The 21,546-nt window shown below is 71.3% G+C and carries 16 protein-coding genes and 1 pseudogene; 5 read left to right on the top strand and 12 right to left on the bottom strand.

What is annotated here, in order from left to right; genetic code table 11:
- Positions 1 to 468: 468 nt before the first annotated feature.
- The 9 genes and pseudogenes from ACIBEC_RS37630 to ACIBEC_RS37590 all read right to left on the bottom strand — a co-directional run bounded on the left by ACIBEC_RS37630 (position 469) and on the right by ACIBEC_RS37590 (position 10,903).
- The gene (locus tag ACIBEC_RS37630; protein WP_360504704.1) at positions 469 to 1,992 is read right to left on the bottom strand and encodes a CoA-acylating methylmalonate-semialdehyde dehydrogenase; all 1,524 of its coding nucleotides are present in this window, start codon (positions 1,990 to 1,992) and stop codon (positions 469 to 471) included.
- Between the two features lie 220 nt (positions 1,993 to 2,212).
- Positions 2,213 to 3,028: a nucleotidyl transferase AbiEii/AbiGii toxin family protein gene (locus ACIBEC_RS37625; RefSeq protein WP_360504702.1), complete on the bottom strand. Its 816-nt coding sequence runs from the start codon at positions 3,026 to 3,028 to the stop codon at positions 2,213 to 2,215.
- Between the two features lie 128 nt (positions 3,029 to 3,156).
- Positions 3,157 to 3,588 (bottom strand): annotated as a pseudogene (locus tag ACIBEC_RS37620) (hypothetical protein).
- A gap of 112 nt (positions 3,589 to 3,700) precedes the next feature.
- Positions 3,701 to 5,095 carry an FAD-dependent oxidoreductase gene (locus ACIBEC_RS37615; protein WP_360504701.1) on the bottom strand — a complete coding sequence of 465 codons (1,395 nt, stop codon included), beginning with the start codon at positions 5,093 to 5,095 and terminating at the stop codon, positions 3,701 to 3,703.
- Between the two features lie 61 nt (positions 5,096 to 5,156).
- Positions 5,157 to 5,960, bottom strand: a complete 804-nt coding sequence (locus tag ACIBEC_RS37610; protein ID WP_360504699.1) for an ABC transporter permease — start codon at positions 5,958 to 5,960, stop codon at positions 5,157 to 5,159.
- Positions 5,960 to 6,904 carry an ABC transporter permease gene (locus ACIBEC_RS37605; RefSeq protein WP_360504697.1) on the bottom strand — a complete coding sequence of 315 codons (945 nt, stop codon included), beginning with the start codon at positions 6,902 to 6,904 and terminating at the stop codon, positions 5,960 to 5,962. The genes ACIBEC_RS37610 and ACIBEC_RS37605 overlap by 1 nt, the downstream gene beginning before the upstream one ends.
- On the bottom strand, positions 6,901 to 8,043 hold the full coding sequence (locus ACIBEC_RS37600) for an ABC transporter ATP-binding protein (RefSeq protein WP_360504695.1): 1,143 nt from the start codon (positions 8,041 to 8,043) through the stop codon (positions 6,901 to 6,903). Before ACIBEC_RS37600 ends, ACIBEC_RS37605 begins: the two co-directional genes overlap by 4 nt.
- A 40-nt stretch (positions 8,044 to 8,083) precedes the next feature.
- Entirely contained in the window at positions 8,084 to 9,334 is a 1,251-nt protein-coding gene (locus tag ACIBEC_RS37595; protein WP_360504693.1) for a spermidine/putrescine ABC transporter substrate-binding protein, read from the bottom strand.
- 57 nt (positions 9,335 to 9,391) lie between these two features.
- On the bottom strand, positions 9,392 to 10,903 hold the full coding sequence (locus ACIBEC_RS37590; protein ID WP_360504691.1) for a gamma-aminobutyraldehyde dehydrogenase: 1,512 nt from the start codon (positions 10,901 to 10,903) through the stop codon (positions 9,392 to 9,394).
- 397 nt (positions 10,904 to 11,300) lie between these two features.
- Here ACIBEC_RS37590 and ACIBEC_RS37585 point away from each other — a divergent pair, with 397 nt between their 5' ends.
- Positions 11,301 to 12,956 (top strand): PucR family transcriptional regulator ligand-binding domain-containing protein, encoded by a 1,656-nt coding sequence (locus ACIBEC_RS37585; RefSeq protein ID WP_360504689.1) that lies wholly within the window; start codon positions 11,301 to 11,303, stop codon positions 12,954 to 12,956.
- 10 nt (positions 12,957 to 12,966) lie between these two features.
- On the opposite strand, the gene ACIBEC_RS37580 is transcribed toward ACIBEC_RS37585, so the two are convergent.
- From ACIBEC_RS37580 to ACIBEC_RS37570, 3 genes are all read right to left on the bottom strand, one after another.
- Entirely contained in the window at positions 12,967 to 14,169 is a 1,203-nt protein-coding gene (locus ACIBEC_RS37580) for a spermidine/putrescine ABC transporter substrate-binding protein (protein WP_360504687.1), read from the bottom strand.
- Positions 14,170 to 14,234: 65 nt separating this feature from the next.
- Positions 14,235 to 15,593 (bottom strand): aspartate aminotransferase family protein, encoded by a 1,359-nt coding sequence (locus ACIBEC_RS37575; RefSeq protein ID WP_360504685.1) that lies wholly within the window; start codon positions 15,591 to 15,593, stop codon positions 14,235 to 14,237.
- A 181-nt stretch (positions 15,594 to 15,774) separates the two neighbouring features.
- Positions 15,775 to 17,268: a gamma-aminobutyraldehyde dehydrogenase gene (locus tag ACIBEC_RS37570; protein ID WP_360504683.1), complete on the bottom strand. Its 1,494-nt coding sequence runs from the start codon at positions 17,266 to 17,268 to the stop codon at positions 15,775 to 15,777.
- Between the two features lie 250 nt (positions 17,269 to 17,518).
- Here ACIBEC_RS37570 and ACIBEC_RS37565 point away from each other — a divergent pair, with 250 nt between their 5' ends.
- The 4 genes from ACIBEC_RS37565 (at position 17,519) to ACIBEC_RS37550 (ending at position 21,539) form a co-directional block, all read left to right on the top strand.
- Positions 17,519 to 17,992 (top strand): Lrp/AsnC family transcriptional regulator, encoded by a 474-nt coding sequence (locus ACIBEC_RS37565; RefSeq protein WP_030306695.1) that lies wholly within the window; start codon positions 17,519 to 17,521, stop codon positions 17,990 to 17,992.
- Entirely contained in the window at positions 17,989 to 19,383 is a 1,395-nt protein-coding gene (locus tag ACIBEC_RS37560) for an aspartate aminotransferase family protein (RefSeq protein WP_360504681.1), read from the top strand. The genes ACIBEC_RS37565 and ACIBEC_RS37560 overlap by 4 nt, the downstream gene beginning before the upstream one ends.
- A 221-nt stretch (positions 19,384 to 19,604) precedes the next feature.
- Positions 19,605 to 20,360, top strand: coding sequence for an ABC transporter ATP-binding protein (locus tag ACIBEC_RS37555; protein ID WP_360504679.1), 756 nt, complete (start codon positions 19,605 to 19,607; stop codon positions 20,358 to 20,360).
- A 27-nt stretch (positions 20,361 to 20,387) separates the two neighbouring features.
- Positions 20,388 to 21,539 (top strand): hypothetical protein, encoded by a 1,152-nt coding sequence (locus tag ACIBEC_RS37550; protein ID WP_360504677.1) that lies wholly within the window; start codon positions 20,388 to 20,390, stop codon positions 21,537 to 21,539.
- Positions 21,540 to 21,546 lie beyond the last annotated feature (7 nt).

Raw genomic sequence — 21,546 nt, 5'->3', positions numbered from 1 at the left:
GAACGGACGCTTCCTTCGGACCGCCTTCCAGCGGACCCTCCGGGCTTCGTTCTTTCGTGTTCCCAGCTTATCAGATGTTTTCCGCTCCGTTTCCGAAGCTTCGTTCATCCAACTCGCCGGTGTCTTCCGGGGCTTGACGCCCTGTCCGACGTTTCAAACTCTAGCCGATCCCAGCTCCGAAAAGCGAATCCAGCCGCAATCCGATAAAACGAGCACGCCGAATAAGAACCGAGCCGCGACGCACAAATGCAGACGCAACCCAGCCCGAACCTGGGAAGTGGTGTTTCAGAGGATTGGCTACCCCGGGACCGTCCGCGCCGATGCGTGTCCGGTGCTCCCTGCCGAGCAGCTCGAAGAACTCTACGCGCTTCGGCAGGCTGATGCAAACGCGGATGCGGTGCGCGGGCAAGAGCACGCCGGCCGGACCCCGGGAGAGGGGTCCGGCCGGCCTGTCGGCGCGGTGCGGGCTCAGCTGTTGGTGGGGAAGCCGAGGTTGATGCCGCCGTGCGACGGGTCCAGCCAGCGCTGGGTGACGGCCTTGCCGCGGGTGAAGAACTGCACGCCGTCCGGGCCGTACGCGTGGGCGTCGCCGAAGAGCGAGGCCTTCCAGCCGCCGAAGGAGTAGTAGGCGACCGGCACCGGGATCGGCACGTTGATGCCGACCATGCCGACCTCCACCTCGAACTGGAAGCGCCGGGCCGCGCCGCCGTCGTTGGTGAAGAGGGCGGTGCCGTTGCCGTACGGGTTGGCGTTGATCAGCGCCAGGCCCTCCTCGTAGGAGGAGACGCGCACGACCGAGAGGACCGGGCCGAAGATCTCGTCGTTGTAGACGGACATGCCGGGCTTCACGTGGTCGAACAGCGTCGGGCCGAGCCAGAAGCCGTCGGCGGTCGGGGTGCCGTCCTTGTCCTCGGCGGTGACCGGGTGCTTGCGGCCGTCCACGGCGAGCTCGGCGCCGTCGGCGACACCGGACTCCACGTAGGAGGTGACCTTGTCGCGGTGCTGGCCGGTGACCAGCGGGCCCATCTCCGAGTCGCCGTTGCAGCCCGGGCCGACCTTGAGGGTGGCCACCCGCTGCTTGATCTTCTCGACCAGCTCGTCGCCGATCGGGTCGACCGCGACCAGGACGGACACCGCCATGCAGCGCTCGCCCGCCGCGCCGAAGCCGGCGTTGACGGCGGCGTCGGCAGCCAGGTCCAGGTCGGCGTCGGGCAGGACCAGCATGTGGTTCTTGGCGCCGCCCAGGGCCTGCACGCGCTTGCCGTAGCGGGTGCCGGTCTCGTAGACGTAGCGGGCGATCGGGGTGGAGCCGACGAAGCTGACGGACTTGATGTCCGGGTGCTCCAGCAGGCGGTCGACGGCCACCTTGTCGCCGTGCACGACGTTGAAAACGCCGTCCGGCAGGCCGGCCTCCTTCCACAGACCGGCCAGGAAGTCGGCGGCGGACGGGTCCTTCTCCGAGGGCTTCAGGACGACGGTGTTGCCGGCCGCGATGGCGATCGGGAAGAACCACATCGGCACCATGGCCGGGAAGTTGAACGGCGAGATGATGGCGACCGGGCCGAGCGGCTGGCGGATCGAGTAGACGTCGATGCCGGTGGAGGCCTGCTCGGTGAAGCCGCCCTTGATGAGCTGCGGGATTCCGCAGGCGTACTCCACGACCTCCAGGCCGCGGGCGATCTCGCCCAGGGCGTCGGAGTGCACCTTGCCGTGCTCCGCCACGATGATCGAGGCCAGCTCGTCGCGGCGGGCGTTCAGCAGCTCCCGGAAGGCGAAGAGCACCGTGGCCCGCCTGGCGACCGATGCGGTGCGCCACTCGGTGAAGGCCGAGGCGGCGGCGGCCACGGCCTGGTCGACCTCGGCGATCCCGGCGAAGTCGACGTGACCGGCGACCTGACCGGTGGCCGGGTCGAAGATGTCGCCGCGACGGGGCGCCGCACCCGCGGTGGCGACCGGCTTGCCGCCGATCCAGTGAATGATGTGCTTGCTCAAGGTCGTCTGCCTCCGAAGTCCCGGGCGGCGTCCTGCCACCGGTCCGGTCTGGCGCCGCCCGCGAGTGGGCCGGGCGACGGAAATTCACGGGGCTACCGCGCTCGTCTCCAGTCTGCTCGCCGCTTCGGCTCGGCTCAACGAACAGGCTGACGGGGATCTCGGATTCAGCCTTACAGGTCGTCCGGTCGCTACTCCGAACGTGTTCCGCCCACCACGGGGCTCAGGATTCGTCGTCCTCCGGGGACGGATCCTCCGAGGGTGAACCCTCCGGGTCCGGGTCCGGGTCCTCCAGGTAAGGATCGTGCAGCCCGTCCGCCGCCTCCTGGGTCTCCAGCAGGTCCAGCCGCAGGTCCTGCGCCCACGCCAGCGCCCACCGTTTCCGCTCATCCACCCCGCCGGCCGGAACACCCCGGGCGCGGAACCGCCCGTCCGCCGCCTCGGCGAGCGTCTCCAGCCGGTCGGCGAGCGCCGCAGGCTGGAAGTCCGGGTCCAATTCCCGTGCCAGTGCGAGCAGTTCGCCCTCCCGGTAGCAGCGGGTGAGCGCGTGGACGTCGATCAGGTCGCGCGGCATGCCCCGGTCCACGAGCAGCGCGGTGGTCAGCGCCGCCGCGTCCTCCAGGGCGACGACCGGCAGCACCACCGGTGGCTCGTCCGGCCCGGGCGCGCCGAGGTCGAGCCGGACCGGCCGGTGGGCCAGCGGTTCCTTGCGCAGGTCCACCGAGTGCGTCCGGCCGCCCAGCGCCAGCCGGACGGTGAGCTGCTCCAGCCGCGGGGTGCCCGGTCGCTCGGCCACTCCGCCACCCGCCGCGCGGTACGCCTCGGCCAGCGCGTCGGCGACCTCCGGCAGGTCGGCGCCGCCGGTCACCAGGGTGAGCCCGTCCTGTGCGCAGGCCGCGACGCCGTGGGCGCGCAGCGCGTGCCCACCGGCCAGGGCGAGGCCGTACCGGTCGCAGACCGGCGCGGCCAGACCGGCCAGGCGCAGCTGGGCGGGGCCCGGTCGGAGGGATGCGTCGACGGCGTGCGGGGCGGTGGTCACGCCTCCAGTCTGACGCGACCGCCCGTCCCGCGCGCCATCGTCAGCCCCCTCACCACCGGCCGAACCACCCGCCGAAACACCCCGCTGAAACGCCCACCGAAGCCGCCGAACCACCCGCCGGACCCCCCTCACCACCCGCCGAGCCCTGCCGCTGCCTCGTGCAGGGCGAGTTCCAGCAGCACCGGGTCGTTGAGCCGCCCGGAGCCGTCCGGCGGGGCGAGCCAGCGCACGCCCCGGCTGTTGCGCTCGGGGTGCGGGACGACGATCCAGGTGCCCTCCCCAGCGCTGCGCACGCCCGTGCCGACCCAGCGGGCGGCGGTGCCGAGCGGCATCAGGAAGCTGAGGTGCTCCTCGCCGAAGTCGGTGAGGACGGGGCCGCAGGAGCCGGTGTCCAGGATCTACAGGGCGGGGCGCCCGAGCCGTCCGGGGACGGAGAGGACGTCCCAGCGGCGGCCGGCCAGGAGCAGCATCAGGCCGAGCCCGGTGCGTTCCCACTGCTCCCGGAAGGACTCCGGGTCCGCCGCCACCTGGGCGAGCCAGTGCAGTCCGGTGCTCTCCATGTCTGTCCCCGCTTCTTGCCGCTCGTACTGTTCGGGCGCGGCGGGAAAGGCCGAGACCCGCCGTCACCAAGGAGAGGCGGACGGCGGGTCCCGATTACACGGGTCGCGGGGGTCAGCTGTCGAAGCCCAGCCCCAGGCGGTCGAGCGTGCGCAGCCAGAGGTTGCGGTGGCCGCCGTTGCGGTCGGCCCGCTCCAGCGACCGGGTGGTGATCTCGATGCCGGCCCAGCGCACCGGCTCGGGCGGGAACGGCAGTGGCTTGCTGCGGACCATCTCCAGCGAGGTGAGTTCGGTGCGCTCGCCCGCGAGCAGGTCGAGCATCACCTCGGCGCCGAAGCGGGTCGCGCCGACGCCGAGCCCGGTGTAGCCGACCGCGTACGCGACCTTGCCCCGGTACGCGGTGTCGAAGAACGCCGAGAACCGGCTGCAGGTGTCGATCGCGCCGCCCCAGGCGTTGGTGAAGCGCAGGCCCTCCAGCTGCGGGAAGCAGCGGAAGAAGTGGTTCGCCAGGGTGCGGAAGGTCTCCGGTCGCTGGTCGTACTCGTGCCGGACGTGGCCGCCGTAGTGGTAGACCGCGTCGTAGCCGCCCCAGAGGATCCGGTTGTCGGCGGAGAGCCGGAAGTAGTGGAACTTGTTGGCGCTGTCGCCGAGCCCCTGCCGCCCGCGCCAGCCGATCGAGGCGAGCTGCTCGTCGTTGAGCGGCTCGGTCATCAGCGCGTAGTCGTACACCGGCACGATGTACGGGCGGACCCGCTTGAGCAGGGACGGGAACACGTTGGTGCCGAGCGCGACCCGGCGGGCGAAGACCCGGCCGTAGGAGGTGCGGGCGGCCATGCCGCTGCCGTACTCCCGCAGGTCGGTGGCCCGGGTGTGCTCGTGGATCCGCACGCCCTGGCTCAGGCAGGCGTCCTTGAGGCCCCAGGCGAGCTTGGCGGGGTGGACCATCGCCACGCCCTCCTTGTCCCAGAGGCCGCCGAGGAAGGTCGGCGAGTTCACCTCGGCGCGCAGCTGGTCGGCGTCCAGAACGGTGATGTCGAGGCCGTGGCGGGCGACCGCCTCGGCGACCTCGTGGAGCTCCTCGACCTGGTGGGGCTGGGTGGCGACGTCGATCTCGCCGGTGCGTTCCCACTCGGCGTCGATGCCGTAGCGCTTGAGGGTGGCCTCGATGCCGTCGAGGTTGGCGGCACCGAGGCGTTCCAGCTGGGCGAGTTCGGACGGCCAGCGCTCCAGGCCGTTGCCGAAGCCGTGGGTGAGGCTGGCCGCGCAGAATCCGCCGTTGCGCCCGGACGCGGCCCACCCGACCTCGTTGCCCTCGACCAGCACGACGTCCAGCGAGGGGTCGCGTTCCTTGGCGATGAGGGCGGTCCACAGGCCGGAGTAGCCGCCGCCGACGACCAGCAGGTCGCAGGTGGTGTCGCCGACCAGGGCGGGCAGTGCCGCCGGCCGGCCCGGGTCCTCCAGCCAGAAGGGGGTGGGCCTGGCGTCACTGAGTGCGCGAGCGGAGTCCATGCATTATCAGCCACTTTCCACGGATAGGTGTCATGTCGGGCCACCGCTGACCGACCGTATGTCAGGCGGTGGCCTTCCTGCGGTTGCCGAGCCACTGGCCGGCGACGGTCAGCGCGACGGCGGCGAGGAACATCGCGGTGCCGATGACGTTCACCTGCACCGGGATGCCGCGCTGCGAGGCGCCCCAGACGAACATCGGGAAGGTGACCGTGGTCGGGCCCGAGTTGAACTGGGTGATGATGAAGTCGTCGAAGGAGAGCGCGAAGCTGAGCAGCGCACCCGCCGCGATGCCGGGCGCCGCCAGCGGCAGGGTGACCCGGAGGAAGGTCTGGGTGGGGGTCGCGTAGAGGTCCTGGGCGGCCTGTTCGAGCCTCGGGTCCATGCTCATCACGCGCGCCTTGACCGCCGTCACCACGAAGCTGAGGCAGAACATGATGTGCGCGATGAGAATGGTGGTGAAGCCGAACGGGATGCGCATGTTGAGGAAGAGCGTCCCGAGCGAGGCGGCCATGACCACCTCGGGCATGGCCATCGGCAGGAAGATCATCGCGGTGGTGGCGGAGCGGCCGCGGAAGCGGAAGCGGGCCAGTGCGAAGGCGACCATGGTGCCGAGCACGGTGGCGCCGATGGTGGCGAACACCGCGATCTGCAGGCTGAGCGAGAGCGACTGGCACATGTCGGCCACGCCGCAGGGGTTGGTCCAGGCGTCGGTGGAGAACTCGTTCCACTCGTAGTTGAACTTGCCCACCGGCTTGTTGAACGAGAAGGCGAGCACGACCAGGTTGGGCAGCACCAGGTAGGCGAGGGCCAGCAGGCCGGCCAGCACCACCAGGTGGGCGCGGACCCACTTCAGAATCCGGGACATCAGACCAGTTCCTCCGTCCCGGCCTTGCGCATGTAGACCGTCACCATGCCCAGGATCAGGGCCATCAGGATGAAGCTCAGCGCGGCGGCCGTGGGGTAGTCGAGCACGTTCAGGAACTGCTTCTGGATGCCGTTGCCGACCATCTGCTCGCTCGGCGAGCCCAGCAGCTGGGCGTTGATGTAGTCGCCGGAGGCCGGGATGAAGGTCAGCAGGGTGCCCGCGACCACGCCCGGCAGCGAGATCGGGAAGGTGACCTTGCGGAAGGTGGTGAACGGCCGGGCGTAGAGGTCGCCGGCCGCCTCGTGCAGGCGCGGGTCGATCCGCTCCAGTGAGGTGTACAGCGGAAGGATCATGAACGGCAGGAAGTTGTAGGTCAGGCCGCAGACCACCGCGAGCGGCGTGGCCAGCACCCGGTCGCCGGAGGTGAGGCCGACCAGGTTGGTGAGGTCCAGGACGTGCAGCGCGTTCAGCGCGCCGACCACCGGGCCGCCGTCGGACAGGATGGTCTTCCAGGCCAGCGTGCGGATCAGGAAGCTGGTGAAGAACGGCGCGATGACCAGGATCAGGATGACGTTGCGCCAGCGCTTGCTCGCCTTGAAGGCGATCGTGTACGCGAGCGGGTAGCCGACGGCCAGGCAGAGCACGGTGGCGACAGCGGCGTAGGAGAACGAGCGGACGAAGTGCCACTTGTACTCGACCAGCGCGTCCCAGTACGTCGAGAGGTGCCAGGTGACCTTGAAGCCCTCTTCGAGCGAGCCGGTCTGCAGCGAGGTGGACGCCTGGTAGAGCATCGGGACGGCGAAGAAGACGACCAGCCAGGCGACGCCGGGCAGCAGCAGCCAGTACGGGGTGAGCTTGAGCTTCGGCTTGCGCTCGGCCGTCGGCAGCCGGCTGCCGTCGGGGGGTATGGCCTGGGGCGGCGCGGCCGGGGTGGTGGCGGTCATGCGGCCTCCTCCGCGGTGCCCGCGTCGATCGCCTGCGAGGCGTCCAGGGCGAAGGAGTGCGCCGGGTTCCAGTGCAGCCGGACGGCGGCGCCGGGGACGATCCGGGCGTCGCGCTCCATGTTCTGCTCGAAGACGGTGACCTCCTGGCCGCCGTCGATGCGCACCACGTACTGGGTGGAGACGCCGATGAAGCTGGAGTCGAGCACCGTGCCGGACAGCTTGTTGCGGCCGTCGGCGACCTCCTCGGAGGCGTGCGTGATGGTGAGCTTCTCCGGGCGCACGCCGAGGTGGACGCGCTTGGCGTCGGTGGCGCAGCGCGCCTTCGGCACGGCGAGGCGGACGCCGCCCGCGCTCAGCAGCAGGTCGCCGCCCTCGGTGCCGGTGACCTCGACGGGCAGCAGGTTGGACTGGCCGAGGAAGTTCGCCACGAAGGTGGTGGCGGGGTTCTCGTACAGCTCGGCGGGCGCGCCCAGCTGCTCGACCCGGCCGCCGTTCATCACCGCGATGGTGTCGGCCATGGTCATGGCCTCCTCCTGGTCGTGGGTGACGTGCACGAAGGTGATGCCGACCTCGGTCTGGATCCGCTTGAGTTCCAGCTGCATCTGGCGGCGGAGCTTGAGGTCGAGCGCGCCGAGCGGCTCGTCCAGGAGCAGTACCTGCGGGTGGTTGATCAGCGCGCGGGCGACGGCGACGCGCTGCTGCTGGCCGCCGGAGAGCTGGTGTGGCTTGCGCCGGGCGTACTGGCCGAGCTCGACCAGCTCCAGCATGTCGTCGACCTGCTTCCTGACGTCCTTCTTGCCGCGCCGGCGCAGGCCGAAGGCGACGTTCTCGAAGATGTCCAGGTGCGGGAAGAGCGCGTAGCTCTGGAAGACGGTGTTCACCGGCCGCTTGTACGGGGGCAGGGCGGTGACGTCCTGGCCGCCGATCAGGACGGTGCCGCTGGTGGGCTCCTCCAGGCCGGCGATCATGCGCAGGGTGGTGGTCTTGCCGCAGCCGGAGGCGCCGAGCAGGGCGAAGAAGGAGCCCTGGGGGACGGTCAGGTCGAGCGGGTGGACGGCGGTGAAGGAGCCGTAGGTCTTGCCGATGCCGGTGAGCCGGACGTCTCCGCCGGCGGCCGCGTCGCGCTGCTGGTCTGTCATGGAGTGGTGTCTTCCTGGGTTTCTCTGCCGGGAGTGGGGGTCAGGCGCCGATGAGCTTGGAGAACTTCTGCTCGAAGTCGCTCTCCTCGCTCTCGGTGAGCGTGCGGAACACGTGCGCCTTGGCCGCCATCTCGGGGGTGGGTACGACCAGCGGGTTGGCCGCGGTGTCCGGGGCGAGGGTGGCGAGCTCGTCGGTCATCCCGGTGACGGCGGAGACGTAGCCGATGCCCGCGACCAGCTGCGCCGCGATCTTCGGCTGATAGTAGAAGTCGATCAGCTTTTCCGCGTTCGCCTTGTGCTGCGCCTTGGCCGGAACCAGCATGTTGTCGGTCGAGGAGAGGAAGCCCTTCTCCGGGATGACGAACTCGATGTCCGGGTTGTCGGCGCGCAGTTGGATCAGGTCGCCGCCCCAGGCGATGCAGGCCGCGATGTCGCCGGAGGAGAGTTCCTGGCCGTAGTCGTTGCCGGTGAAGCGGCGGATCTGCTTGCCGTCGACGGCCTTCTGCAGCCGGGCGATCGCGGCGTCGAAGTCGTCGGCGGTGAACTTCGCGGAGTCCTTGCCCTGGTCGAGCAGCACCATCCCGATGCTGTCGCGCATCTCGGAGAGGAAGGTGACCCGGCCCTTCAGGTCGGGGTCGTCCAGCAGCTGGGAGACGCTGGTGACCTCCTTCCCCTTGGTCGCCTTCTTGTTGTACGCGACGACGGTCTGGATGCCGGCCCACGGGTAGGAGTAGAGCCGGCCCGGGTCCCAGTCGGGGGCGCGGAAGCGCGATTCGACCGTGGTGATCGCGGTGGTCACGTTCGCCGGGTCGAGCTTCTGCACCCAGCCGAGCCGGATCAGCCGGGCGGCCATCCAGTCGGTGAGCACCATCAGGTCGCGGCCGGTGTCCTGGCCGGAGGCGAGCTGCGGCTTGATCTTGCCGAAGAACTCGACGTTGTCGTTGACGTCCTCGTTGTACTTGACCTTGATCCCGGTGGCCTGGGTGAAGGCGTCCAGGGTGCCGTGCTTCTCCTTGTCCTTCTCGTCGGTGTCGATGTAGAGCGGCCAGTTGGAGAAGGCGACCTCCTTCTCCGAGTCCGAGAGGTCCTTGGCAGCATTCGCGGTGGAGTCGCCGGTCGACCGGGGGGCCGCCGGGATGCCGCAGGCCGCCAGGGTGCCCGCTCCGGCGGTGAGGGCGGCGGCGCGCAGCAGGGTGCGGCGGCCGAGTGCGGCCCGGCCGCTGGTCAGGCTGCGCTCCCAGGCCTTGCGGACCGGTTCGGGCAGACCGTCGGTGAGCTCGTTGAACGCCATGGAACGGGCCTCCTGGGGGGAGAGAGGGGGCGTGGGGGAAGCGCCCTTGTCCGGGGGTTATCTGTCTCCGAAGACGGTGCGGTGCCAGTCCTTGCGGGCCACCGCGGTGGTGTCGAACATGACGTGCTTGACCTGGGTGTACTCGTCCAGCGAGTACTGGGACATGTCCTTGCCGTAGCCGGACGCCTTGTAGCCGCCGTGCGGCATCTCGCTGATGATCGGGATGTGGTCGTTGACCCAGACGCACCCGGCCGCGATCTCCCGGGTGGCGCGCAGCGAGCGGTGCACGTTGCTCGTCCAGGCGGAGGCGGCCAGGCCGTACGGGGTGTCGTTGGCCAGTCGCAGGCCCTCGTCGTCGCCGTCGAAGGGCAGCACGACCAGCACCGGGCCGAAGATCTCGCCCTGGACGACCTCGCTGTCCTGGGCCGCGCCGGTGATCAGGGTGGGCGGGTAGTACGCGCCCCGGGTGAGGTCGGTGCCGTCGTGGCCCTTCTCCGGCACCTGTCCGCCGGTGACCACGGTGGCGTACGAGCGGGCGCGCTCCACGAAGCCGGCCACCCGGTCCCGGTGGGTGTACGAGACCAGCGGGCCGAGGTCGGTCCGCGGGTTCAGCGGGTCGCCGATCCGGATCGCCGCGAACAGCTCGGCCACCCCGGCCACGAAGGCGTCGTACAGCGGGCGCTGGACGTACGCGCGGGTGGCGGCGGTGCAATCCTGGCCGCTGTTGATCAGCGAGGCGGCGACGGCGCCGTGCACGGCGGCGTCCAGGTCGGCGTCGTCGAAGACCACGAACGGGGCCTTGCCGCCGAGTTCCAGGTGGGTGCGCTTGACGCTCGCGGTGGCGATCTCGGCAACCCGCCTGCCGACGGCGGTGGAGCCGGTGAAGGAGACCATCGCGACGTCCGGGTGCCCGATCAGGTGCTCGCCGGCGGTGCGCCCGGCGCCGGTGACCACGTTGACCACGCCGTCCGGGATGCCTGCCGCGGTGCAGGCCCGGGCGAACATCAGCGAGGTCAGCGGGGTCAGTTCGGCCGGCTTGAGCACGATGGTGTTGCCCGCCGCGATCGCCGGGAGGATCTTCCAGGCGGCCATCTGCAGCGGGTAGTTCCACGGCGAGATCGAGCCGACCACGCCGATCGCCTCGCGCCGCACGTACGAGGTGTGGTCGCCGGAGTACTCGCCGGCCGCCTTGCCCTCCAGGTTGCGGGCGGCACCGGCGAAGAACGCGGCGTTGTCGATGGTGCCGGGGACGTCGAACTCGGTGGCCAGCTTGACCGGCTTGCCGGTCTGCGCGGTCTCCACCCGGGCGAGGTCGCCGCAGGCGTCGGTCAGCACGGCGGCCAGCCGGGTGAGCGCCTCGGAGCGGGCCCCGGGGGTGGCGGAGGACCAGCCCGGCAGGGCGGCCTTCGCGGCGGCGACGGCCGTGTCGACGTCCTCGGCGGTGGCCAGGGCGACCTGCTCGACCACGCTGCCGTCGGCGGGGTTGACGACCTGGAAGGGCTCGCCGTTCCCCCGGGTCAGGCGGCCCGCGATGTACTGCGCGCCCGCGCCGAAGTCGGTCAGGTCCATCTGGTTCCTCCAAGTGCCGGTGGTACGACTGAGCGACGGAGCGCCGCCTCCCGCGGTGGGGGTCTGCGGGGTGCGGGAATCCGTCCTGTCGATCATCGGGGTTGCGCGATCCTGACAGTCCGGTTGGCTCCGGACAAGGGATTCCACGGTTGCGTTCTGGTCAACGCGACGGATTCCGGCGTGAGGTCGGTTTTCCGCCACAGCCGACCCGCTGACCATGCCCGCTGCCGCCGGGGCGTGACAAGGGTCACTGCGACAATCTCGACACGAAGGGCCTTACAGGGTGCAAGGGCCCCGCCAGGGCAACAGGTCGTTGCGGGGATGGATGATTCACCTGACACTCTGACCACCTCTGCCCACCGTCCCCGCTCTGGTCCCCCGGCCATGGAGGCCCGCGATGCTCCCCACCGTCGCCCGAGTACTCGACCTGGAGGTGATGCGGCGCGGCCTGCCCCAGGTCGTGGCCGGCGCCGACCACCTGGAGCGGCCGGTCCGCTGGGTCCACGTCAGCGAGCTGCCCGACGTCGCCGGGATGCTCCGGGGCGGCGAGCTGGTGCTGACCACCGGCATCGCGCTGCCCGAGGACCGCGAGGGCCTGGCCCGCTACGTCCGCGAGCTGGACGAGGTCGGGGTGGCCGGCCTGGTCGTCGAGTACGGGCGACGCTACTTCGACACGCTCCCCCGCGCGCTGGTCAACGCCGCCGAGCAGCGCGGGCTGCCGCTGATCACGCTCCGCCGCGAGCTGCGCTTCGTCGCCGTCACCGAGGCCGTGCACGCCCTGGTGGTCAACGCCCAGCTGGAGCAGCTGCGCGCCTCCGAGTCGGTCCACCAGGTGTTCAACGAACTGGTGGTGGAGGGCGCCGAGCCGCCCGAGGTGATCCGGCAGGTGGCCCGGATGGCGGGCGGGCCGGTCGTCCTGGAGAACCTGGCCCACCAGGTGCTCGCCCACGACACCGCCGGGCGTCCGGAGGCCGAGGTGCTGGAGGACTGGGAGCGCCGCTCGCGCGGGGTCCGCCCGTCCGGCCGCACCGGCCACGACCCGCGCAGCGGCTGGCTGGTCACCACCGTCGGCGCCCGCGGCCAGGACTGGGGCCGGCTGGTGCTGGTCCTGGAACCCGGCCCGCTGCCCGAGGGCGAGACCCACCCGCACGCGATGCTGCTGGAGCGCGGCGCCTCCGCGCTGGCGCTCAACCGGCTGGTGGTCCGCGACCGGGAGAGCCTGGAGCGGCAGACCCACCGCACCCTGCTCTCCGGCATCCTCACCCACGCGCTGACCGTCTCCGAGGCGGCGCTGCGAGCCCAGGCGCTCGGCGTCCCGCTGGAGGGCCGCCGGCTGGTCGGCGTGGTGCTGCGGCAGCGGCGCGGGCCGATCCCGGCCGCGCTGGAGGCGCAGTCCCGGCTGCGCGACTTCACCGAGCTGGCCGCGAGCGCGGTCCGGTCCTGCCGGCTCTCCGCCCTGGTCGGCGCGCTGGACGACGAGGCCGTCGGCCTGCTGATCTCGCTCGGCGCCCAGCAGGACGAGCACTCCGCGCTGGACTCCTTCTCCGCCGCCCTGCGCCGGATGTCCGCCGAGGCCGCCCGGGAGGGCGCCGACCCGGCGGGCCCGGTGGTCGCGGTCGGCTCCTCCGTCGGCTCGGTCCGCGACGCCCGGCGCACCCTGCTGGAGGCCACCCAGGTCGCCGACGCCGCCCTGCACGACGCGCCCGGCGGCGGCCGCACCTCCTCCTACTACCGGCTGCCGGACGTCCGGCTGCGCGGCCTGCTCCACCTGCTGCGCGACGACGCCCGGCTGCAGACCTACGTGGAGCGCGAGCTGGGCCCGCTGCTGGCCCACGACGCCGAGCACAACGGCCAGTTGGTGCAGATGCTGCGGATCTACCTGGAGCAGGGCCGGAACAAGTCGGCCGCGGCGGACGCCGCGCACCTGTCCCGGCCGTCCTTCTACGACCGGCTGCACAAGGTCGAGCGGATCCTCGGCGTCGACCTCGACCAGGTCGAGTCCTGCCTGTCCCTGCACGTGGCGCTGCTCGCCCTGGACGCCGTACGGCGCTGAGCCCCGCGCGTCACACCCCGGTGATGCGGCCCCAGACCTTGTGCAGCTCCGGCCGCTCGGCCGAGGTGACGTCGCGCATGGTGCGCAGCCGGGCCCGCATCTCCTCGGTCGGGAACACCAGCGGGTTCTCGGCGAGTTCGGCCTTCTCCTTGTCGCCGCTGGCCGCCAGCACCTCGCGGGCGGCCGGCACCGGGCAGATGTACTGGACGAACGCAGCGAGTTCGGCGGCCACCTCGGGCTGGTAGTAGTAGTCGATCAGCAGCTCGGCGTTGCGCTTGTGGGTGGCGCGGTTGGGGATCATCAGGCTCTCCGCCCACAGCTCGCCGCCCTCCTCCGGCACCACGAACTCGATGTCCGGGTTCTCGGCGGTGAGTTGGACCGCGTCGCCGGAGTAGGCCTGGCAGGCGAGCGCAGCGCCGGAGGCGAGGTCGCTGGTGTAGTCGTTGCCGGTGAAGCGGCGGATGTGGCCGGTGTCGACCATCTTCTGCACCAGGTCCATCGCCTTGTTCGCGTCGTCGTCGCCGAACGTCGCGATGTCCGCGCCCTGGGAGAGCATCAGCAGCCCGAGCGCCTCGTCCAGCCCGGCGAACAGCGTGATCCGGCCCTTGAGGTCGGGTGCCCACAAGTCGGCGGTGGACTTGATCTCCCGGCCGAGCGCCTTGCGGTTGTACGCGATGCCGGTGATCCCGGACTGCCACGGCACGCTGCGCCGGCGCCCGGGGTCGAAGCCCGGGTTCGCGAGCTGCGGGTCCAGGTTGGCGGTGACGTTGGGCAGGTTGGCCCGGTCCATGGCCTGCACCCAGCCCAGCGAGACGTACCGCCCGGCCATCCAGTCGCTGATCACCATCAGGTCCCGGCCGGGGGCGGCGCCCTGGGTGAGCACCGGGCTGATCTTGCCGAAGAACTCGTCGTTGTCGTTGATGTCCTCGGTGTAGGTGACGTCGATCCCGGTCTTCTCGCTGAAGCCGTCCAGGGTCGGGCGGCCGCCGTGGTCGTCGGTGTCGATGTACTGCGTCCAGTTGGAGAAGGCGAGCCGCTTGTCGGTCTCCGAGCGGTCCGGCGCCGAGCGGCGGTCCTCGGGGACGTACGCGGACGGGATCCCGCAGCCGGTCAGGGTGCCGGCGCCGAGCAGCGCAGCCCCACCGAGCACGGAACGTCGGCGCAGCACGGCGGAGTCGGGCGTACGACGGGTCAGGGTGGAGCTGCTGGGCATGGCGGAGCCTTCCGGAGCGTGGGACGGCCCCGGGCACAACTGCCCGGGGCCGTCCTGGAGGTACGTCAGACAGTGTGCGCGTCGGTGAGCGACAGCACCTCGTCCAGCACCGCGAGGCCGGTCTTGGCCTCCTCCTCGGTGACGGTGCACGGCGGGACGACGTGGAAGCGGTTCATGTTGACGAACGGCCAGAGCCCGCGCCGCTTGCAGGCGGCGGCCAGCTCGGCCATCGGCGCGTTGGCGGCGCCGGCGGCGTTGTACGGCACCATCGGCTCGCGGGTCTCCCGGTTCTTCACCAGGTCGAGCGCCCAGAACACGCCCATGCCGCGGACCTCGCCGATCGACGGGTGCCGCTCGGCCAGCTCGCGCAGGCCGGGGCCGAGCACGGTCTCGCCGATGTGCTTGGCGTTCTCGACGATGCCCTCCTGCGCCATCGTGGTGATGGTCGCCACCGCGGAGGCGCAGGCCAGCGGGTGGCCGGAGTAGGTGAGTCCGCCGGGGAACGGCCGCTCGGCGAAGGTGGCCGCGATCTCGGCGCTGATCGCCACGCCGCCGAGCGGCACGTAGCCGGAGTTGACGCCCTTGGCGAAGGTGAGCAGGTCCGGGGTGACGCCCCAGTGGTCGGCGGCGAACCACTCACCGGTGCGGCCGAAGCCCGCCATCACCTCGTCGAGGATGAACACGATGCCGTGGCGGTCACAGATCTCCCGCACCCCGGCCAGGTAGCCCGGCGGCGGGATCAGGATGCCCGCGGTGCCGACCACGGTCTCCAGGATGACGGCCGCGACGGTGCCCGGCCCCTCGAAGGCGATCACCGACTCCAGGTGCCGCAGCGCGCGCTCGCACTCCTGCGCCTCGCTCTCGGCGTGGAAGTTGGAGCGGTAGGCGTACGGGCCCCAGAAGTGCACCACGCCGGAGACCCCGGTCTCGTTGGCCCAGCGCCGCGGGTCGCCGGTGAGGGCGATCGCGTTGGCGGTGGCGCCGTGGTACGAGCGGTAGGTGGACAGCACCTTCTGCCGGCCGGTGTGCAGCCGGGCCAGCCGGATCGCGTTCTCGTTGGCCTCGGCGCCGCCGTTGGTGAAGAAGATCTTGTCCAGGTCGCCCGGGGTGCGCTCGGCGATCAGCCGGGCGGCCTCGCTGCGCGACTCGACCGCGAAGCCGGGTGCGATGGTGCAGAGCTTCGCCGCCTGCTCCTGGATCGCGGCGACCACCTTCGGGTGCTGGTGCCCGATGTTGGTGTTGACCAGCTGCGAGGAGAAGTCGAGGTAGCGGTTGCCGTCGTAGTCCCAGAAGTACGAGCCCTCGGCGCCGGCCACCGCGAGGGGGTCGATCAGCGCCTGGGCGGACCACGAGTGGAAGACGTGCGCGCGGTCGGCGGCCTTGACGGCCTGGCCGGCGGCTGAGTCGGCGGTGGGGATACTCATGCCGGTAAGGCTAGGACGGGCCGCGCGCGAAGTGCAGTTTCATCTTGTCAGTCGGTCGCCCGATCCGTCGACAGGGTGCAAAGACACCGGGCCCGGGGCGGAAAGCCCCGGGCCCGGTGTCAGTTCATACGACCTGAATAGGTCAGATCGCGGTCATACTGCGCCTGACGGTCATGACCCGCTAGATCGCGGTCATGACGTGCTTCACGCGGGTGTAGTCCTCGAAGCCGTACGACGACAGGTCCTTGCCGTAGCCGGACTTCTTGAAGCCGCCGTGCGGCATCTCGGCGACCAGCGGGATGTGGGTGTTGATCCAGACGCAGCCGAAGTCCAGGCGGCGCGACATCCGCATGGCGCGGGCGTGGTCCTTGGTCCACACCGAGGAGGCCAGCGCGAACTCGACGCCGTTGGCGTACTCGACGGCCTGGTCCTCGTCGGTGAACTTCTGCACGGTGATGACCGGGCCGAAGACCTCGTTCTGGATGATCTCGTCGTCCTGGTTCAGGCCGGAGACGACGGTCGGGGCGTAGAAGTAGCCCTTGTCGCCGACCCGGTGGCCACCGGCCTCGACCTTGGCGTGGGCGGGCAGCCGCTCGATGAACCCGGCGACCTGCTTCAGCTGGTTGGCGTTGTTCAGCGGGCCGTACAGCACGTCCTCGTCGTCCGCGCCGCCAGTCTTGGTCTCGGCCGCGGCCTTGGCCAGCGCCTCGACGAAGGCGTCGTGGATCGACTCGTGCACCAGCACGCGGGTGGCGGCCGTGCAGTCCTGGCCGGCGTTGAAGTAGCCCGCGACCGAGATGCCCTCGACGGCCTCGGCGATGTCGGCGTCCTCGAAGACCACGACCGGGGCCTTGCCGCCCAGCTCCAGGTGGACGCGCTTGACGTCCTTGGACGCCGACTCGGCGACCTGGATGCCGGCCCGGACCGAACCGGTGATGGAGGCCATCGCCGGGGTCTTGTGCTCGACCATCAGCTTGCCGGTCTCGCGGTCGCCGCAGATGACGTTGAAGACGCCGGCCGGCAGGTCCAGGTCCTTGAGGATGCCGCCGATGATCTCGGCCAGCAGCACGGTCGAGGCCGGGGTGGTGTCCGAGGGCTTCAGGACGACGGCGTTGCCCGCGGCGATGGCCGGGGCGAACTTCCAGACGGCCATCATCATCGGGTAGTTCCACGGCGCGACCTGGGCACAGACACCGACCGGCTCGCGGCGGACGATCGAGGTCATCCCGTCCATGTACTCACCGGCGGCCTTGCCCTCCAGCAGGCGGGCGGCACCGGCGAAGAAGCGGATCTGGTCCACCATCGGGCCGATCTCCTCGGAGAGGGTCAGCGCCCGGGGCTTGCCGGTGTTGCGCACCTCGGCGTCGACGATCTCGTCGGCCCGGGCCTCGACCGCGTCGGCGATCTTGAGCAGCAGCTTCTGCCGGGTGCTCGGGGTGGAGTCCCGCCAGATCGGGAACGCGGCGGCGGCGGAGGCCATGGCGGCGTCCACGTCCGCGGCACCGGACAGCGGCGACGTCGCGTACACCTCGCCGGTGGCCGGGTCGACGATGTCGAGCGTGCGGCCGTCAGCCGCGTCGACGAACTCACCGTTGATGTAGTTGCGCAGCGTGCGAAGGTCGCTCACGGATCTCTCCTCGGTCTGGGCCTGCGGCGTTGCAGATTCCGGCGCCATGGTACGTCGGCGGATCCGGCGTACGAAGGGCGCCGAGTGGCCGTGCCCGAAGCGGCGCGGTCCACTGGTGGCGGTATGCGCGGCACCTCGCGGGGCCGCGCGCGTACCGTGTCAGGGTAGCCGCACGACGGCTGGTATCGACAGGCAGACTCCGTGTACGCGATGAAATCCGTATGCGTTTTCCAAGATCACGACGAAATCAGCAGCTTCCAAGCTTGCGAACACAGGAACGATCAGGCACAGTGGCCGCGTGGCCAACCGCGACCGGAACGCCAGCGTTCCCCTCGACGCCGCCTCCAAGGCGATCATCGAGCAGCTGCAGGAGGACGGGCGCCGCCCGTACGCCGCCATCGGCAAGGCTGTCGGCCTGTCCGAGGCAGCCGTACGGCAACGCGTCCAGAAGCTGCTCGACCAGGGCGTGATGCAGATCGTCGCCGTCACGGACCCGCTCACCGTCGGCTTCACCCGCCAGGCGATGGTCGGCATCCGGGTCGAGGGCGACATCGAGCCCGTCGCCGACGCGCTGGCCGCCCTCGACGAGGTCGACTACGTCGTCTGCACCGCAGGCTCGTTCGACCTCCTGGCCGAACTGGTCTGCGAGGACGACGAGCACCTGCTCGAAATGATCAACAAGCGCATCCGCGCCCTTCCCGGCGTGCGGAGCACCGAGAGCTTCGTTTACCTGAAGCTCCGGAAACAGACCTACACCTGGGGCACCCGATGACAGCCGACCCGGCGCAGAAGGACCTTTCCAAGACCGCTTACGACCACCTGTGGATGCACTTCACCCGCATGTCGTCGTACGAGAACTCCCCCGTGCCGACGATCGTCCGGGGCGAGGGCACCTACGTCTGGGACGACAAGGGCCGCAAGTACCTCGACGGCCTGGCCGGCCTGTTCGTCGTCCAGGCCGGCCACGGCCGCGAGGAGCTCGCCGAGGCCGCCGCCAAGCAGGCCAAGGAGCTCGCCTTCTTCCCGGTGTGGAGCTACGCCCACCCGAAGGCCGTCGAGCTGGCCGAGCGCCTGGCCAACTACGCCCCCGGCGACCTGAACAAGGTCTTCTTCTCCACCGGTGGCGGCGAGGCCGTCGAGACCGCCTGGAAGCTCGCCAAGCAGTACTTCAAGCTGACCGGCAAGCCGACCAAGTACAAGGTCATCTCCCGCGCCGTCGCCTACCACGGCACCCCGCAGGGCGCGCTGTCCATCACCGGCCTGCCGGGCCTGAAGGCCCCGTTCGAGCCGCTGGTGCCGGGCACCCACAAGGCGCCGAACACCAACATCTACCGCGCCCCCGCCTTCCTGGAGAGCCCGGACGGCACCGTCGACCCCGAGGCCTACGGCCGCTGGTGCGCCGACGAGATCGAGGTGGCCATCCTCAACGAGGGCGCCGAGACCGTCGCCGCCGTCTTCGTCGAGCCGGTGCAGAACGCCGGCGGCTGCTTCCCGCCGCCGCCCGGGTACTTCCAGCGCCTGCGCGAGATCTGCGACCGCCACGACGTGCTGCTGGTCTCGGACGAGGTCATCTGCGCCTTCGGCCGCCTGGGCACCATGTTCGGCGCCGACAAGTTCGGCTACCAGCCCGACATGATCACCTGCGCCAAGGGCATGACCTCGGGTTACTCCCCGATCGGCGCCACGATCATCTCGGATCGCCTGGCCGAGCCGTTCTACAAGGGTGACAACACCTTCCTGCACGGCTACACCTTCGGCGGCCACCCGGTCTCCTCCGCGGTGGCGCTGGCCAACCTCGACATCTTCGAGCGCGAGGGCCTGAACCAGCACGTCCTCGACAACGAGGCCGCCTTCCTCGGCACCCTGAACAAGCTGCGCGACCTGCCGATCGTCGGCGACGTCCGCGGCAACGGGTACTTCTACGGCATCGAGCTCGTGAAGGACAAGGTCACCAAGGAGTCGTTCAACGACGACGAGGTCGAGCGCGTGCTCTACGGCTTCCTGTCGAAGGCGCTCTTCGACAACGGCCTGTACTGCCGCGCCGACGACCGTGGCGACCCGGTCATCCAGCTGGCCCCGCCGCTGATCTCCAACCAGTCGACCTTCGACGAGATCGAGCAGATCCTGCGGACCAGCCTCACCGACGCGTGGGCGAAGATCTGATCCCCTGAGCCCTCTTCCCCACCCTCCGCCGAAGGGCGGCCCCGCTCCCCGCCGGGCCGCCCTTCGGCGTTCCCCCACCGGAACATCACAGTCGCACGACCAAACATGCCTGAATGCGGGTGATTTGCCCGTGATGGACCAGAGCGCCGCAACCGTGCCCCGCCCCGGTCGTTCTAATCTGACGACTGTCATATCCCTGCGGCCACCCAGGATGGAACCTCATGTCAGCGGCACCGCCTGACAACGACGTGCTGTGGGCCCGAGGGATCGTCAAGTCCCATCACGGCACCCCCGCCCTGCGCGGCATCTCGCTCGGCGTCCGCGAGGGCGAGGTGCTCGCCGTCACCGGCCCGCGCGGCTCCGGCAAGAGCACCCTGCTGGGCTGCCTCTCCGCCCAGCTCCCGGTCGACGAGGGCGAGGTCTGGTTCAACAGCGCCCCCGTGCACACCCTCACCCGGGCCGGCCGCGAACGGCTGCGCCGCGACCGCTTCGGCTTCGTCGGCTCCGAGCCGCACCTGGTCCCCGAACTGACCGCCCGGGAGAACGTCGCCCTGCCGCTGCTGCTCGCCGGGGCCGGCAACAAGGCCGCCTACACCGCCGCCGACGAGTGGCTGGAGCGCCTCGACGTCGGCGACTTCGCCAAGCACCGCCCCGACCGACTGGTCCAGAGCCAGCGCCAACGGGTCGCCGTCGCCCGTGCCCTGGCCCCGCTGCCGCCCGTCGTCTTCGCCGACGACCCCACCGCCCCGCTGCACCGCGAAGCCGCCGACCAGGTCCTGCGGATACTGACCAGCGCGGCCCGCTCGCACCAGCTCACCCTCGTCCTGGCCACCCACGACCCCGAGCTCGTCCGGTTCGCGGACCGCGCCGTCGCCCTCGTCGACGGACGGCTCACCGCCCCCGCCGCCCCCGTCCCGCGCGGCACCACCGTGTCCGGGGCCCCCGGAGCGTCCGCCGTCACGGCCACCCGCCGCTGACGACGCCGAGCCGCTGAAAGAGTCGACGTGTTCTATCTCCGTCTGGCCCGGGGCTACCGGGTGCCCGACCTCGGCCGCTGGCTGCTCACCGCGCTGGCCGCCGCCGTGGTCGCCGCCTTCCTGCTGCGCTCCCTCGGCCGGGCGATGAGCGACCCGCTCGGCGGCGCCGACCCGCTGGTCCGGCTGCTCTGGTGCCTGCCCCCGCTCGCCGCCGTCGCCTGGTTCGCGGCCGTCGCCGCCCGCGCGGTGCCCGCCCGGCGCCCCGAGCGGATCGCCGGCCTCACCGCCGCCGGGGCCGGCTCCCGCCGGATCCGGGCCCTGATCGCCGGCGAGGTCGCCCTCGCCTGCACCCTCGGCAGCGTGCTCACCCTGCTGGTCTTCCTGGTACTGCGCAACGACATCGCCGGGCCCTCGCTCGCCCCCGACCTCGGCATGGGCGTGCCGCTGCCGCCCGCCGCGCCGGTCACCCTGCTCGCCCTGGTCCCGCTCACCGCCGGCCTCGCCGCCGCCTGCGCGGTGCCCGCCACCGAGAACCTGCCCGGCGGCCGCACCCGCCGCCGCACCGGCTTCGGCGTCTGGCGGATCGCCCTGCCGATCGGGCTGGGCGTGATCGGCGCCGCACTCGAACTCATCGCGCTGCGGCCCGGCGCCGCCGCCGACGGCCGCCCGATCCACCTGCCCGCCGGGCTCGGCACCACCAGCACCGCCGCGCTCGGCGGCTGGGCCACCAGCGCGCTCGGCCTCGCCCTGCTCACCGGCCCGCTGCTGGCCTGGGCCGGACGGCTGCTCGCCCTCGGCCGGCCCACCCCGCTGCGGCTGCTCGCCGGGCGCGGGCTCACCGCCCAGGCCCCGCGCCTCGGCGCGCCGCTGGCCGTCCTCACCCTCGCCGTCGCGCTGGTGCTCACCACCATCCGCTACTGGATCGGCACCCCCGACAGTGCCGACGCGCTGCCCGCCGTCGAGGCCTGCCTGGTGCTCGGCTGCGCGGCCGCCGCGGTGGTCGCCCGGCTCGCCGAGGTCCGCACCGACCGCCGCCACGTCACCGACGCGCTGCTGCGCCTCGGCGCCTCGCCCCGCCTGCTGTTCGGCGCGGTCGCGCTGCGCACCCTGGCGGTCGGCACCACGCTGCTGCTGACCGGCGGGGCGACCGCCGCACTGGCGGCCGCCGGACTGCGGTAGCGGCCGG

Origin of the sequence: Kitasatospora sp. NPDC051164 (assembly GCF_044455625.1) — a bacterium.
In the GTDB taxonomy this organism is placed as follows: domain Bacteria; phylum Actinomycetota; class Actinomycetes; order Streptomycetales; family Streptomycetaceae; genus Kitasatospora.
The sequence above is the reverse complement of the archived record's forward strand: the minus strand, read 5'-3'. Positions and strand labels throughout refer to the sequence as shown.

Excerpts from the sequence above, each read along its gene's own strand:
- ACIBEC_RS37575 (WP_360504685.1), bottom strand. The coding sequence starts at position 15,593 with ATGAGTATCCCCACCGCCGACTCAGCCGCCGGCCAGGCCGTCAAGGCC.
- ACIBEC_RS37590 (WP_360504691.1), bottom strand. The coding sequence starts at position 10,903 with ATGGACCTGACCGACTTCGGCGCGGGCGCGCAGTACATCGCGGGCCGC.
- ACIBEC_RS37570 (WP_360504683.1), bottom strand. The coding sequence starts at position 17,268 with ATGGCGCCGGAATCTGCAACGCCGCAGGCCCAGACCGAGGAGAGATCC.
- ACIBEC_RS37580 (WP_360504687.1), bottom strand. The coding sequence starts at position 14,169 with ATGCCCAGCAGCTCCACCCTGACCCGTCGTACGCCCGACTCCGCCGTG.
- ACIBEC_RS37595 (WP_360504693.1), bottom strand. The coding sequence starts at position 9,334 with ATGGCGTTCAACGAGCTCACCGACGGTCTGCCCGAACCGGTCCGCAAG.
- ACIBEC_RS37585 (WP_360504689.1), top strand. The coding sequence starts at position 11,301 with ATGCTCCCCACCGTCGCCCGAGTACTCGACCTGGAGGTGATGCGGCGC.
- ACIBEC_RS37605 (WP_360504697.1), bottom strand. The coding sequence starts at position 6,904 with ATGACCGCCACCACCCCGGCCGCGCCGCCCCAGGCCATACCCCCCGAC.
- ACIBEC_RS37600 (WP_360504695.1), bottom strand. The coding sequence starts at position 8,043 with ATGACAGACCAGCAGCGCGACGCGGCCGCCGGCGGAGACGTCCGGCTC.
- ACIBEC_RS37560 (WP_360504681.1), top strand. The coding sequence starts at position 17,989 with ATGACAGCCGACCCGGCGCAGAAGGACCTTTCCAAGACCGCTTACGAC.
- ACIBEC_RS37610 (WP_360504699.1), bottom strand. The coding sequence starts at position 5,960 with ATGTCCCGGATTCTGAAGTGGGTCCGCGCCCACCTGGTGGTGCTGGCC.
- ACIBEC_RS37615 (WP_360504701.1), bottom strand. The coding sequence starts at position 5,095 with ATGGACTCCGCTCGCGCACTCAGTGACGCCAGGCCCACCCCCTTCTGG.
- ACIBEC_RS37555 (WP_360504679.1), top strand. The coding sequence starts at position 19,605 with ATGTCAGCGGCACCGCCTGACAACGACGTGCTGTGGGCCCGAGGGATC.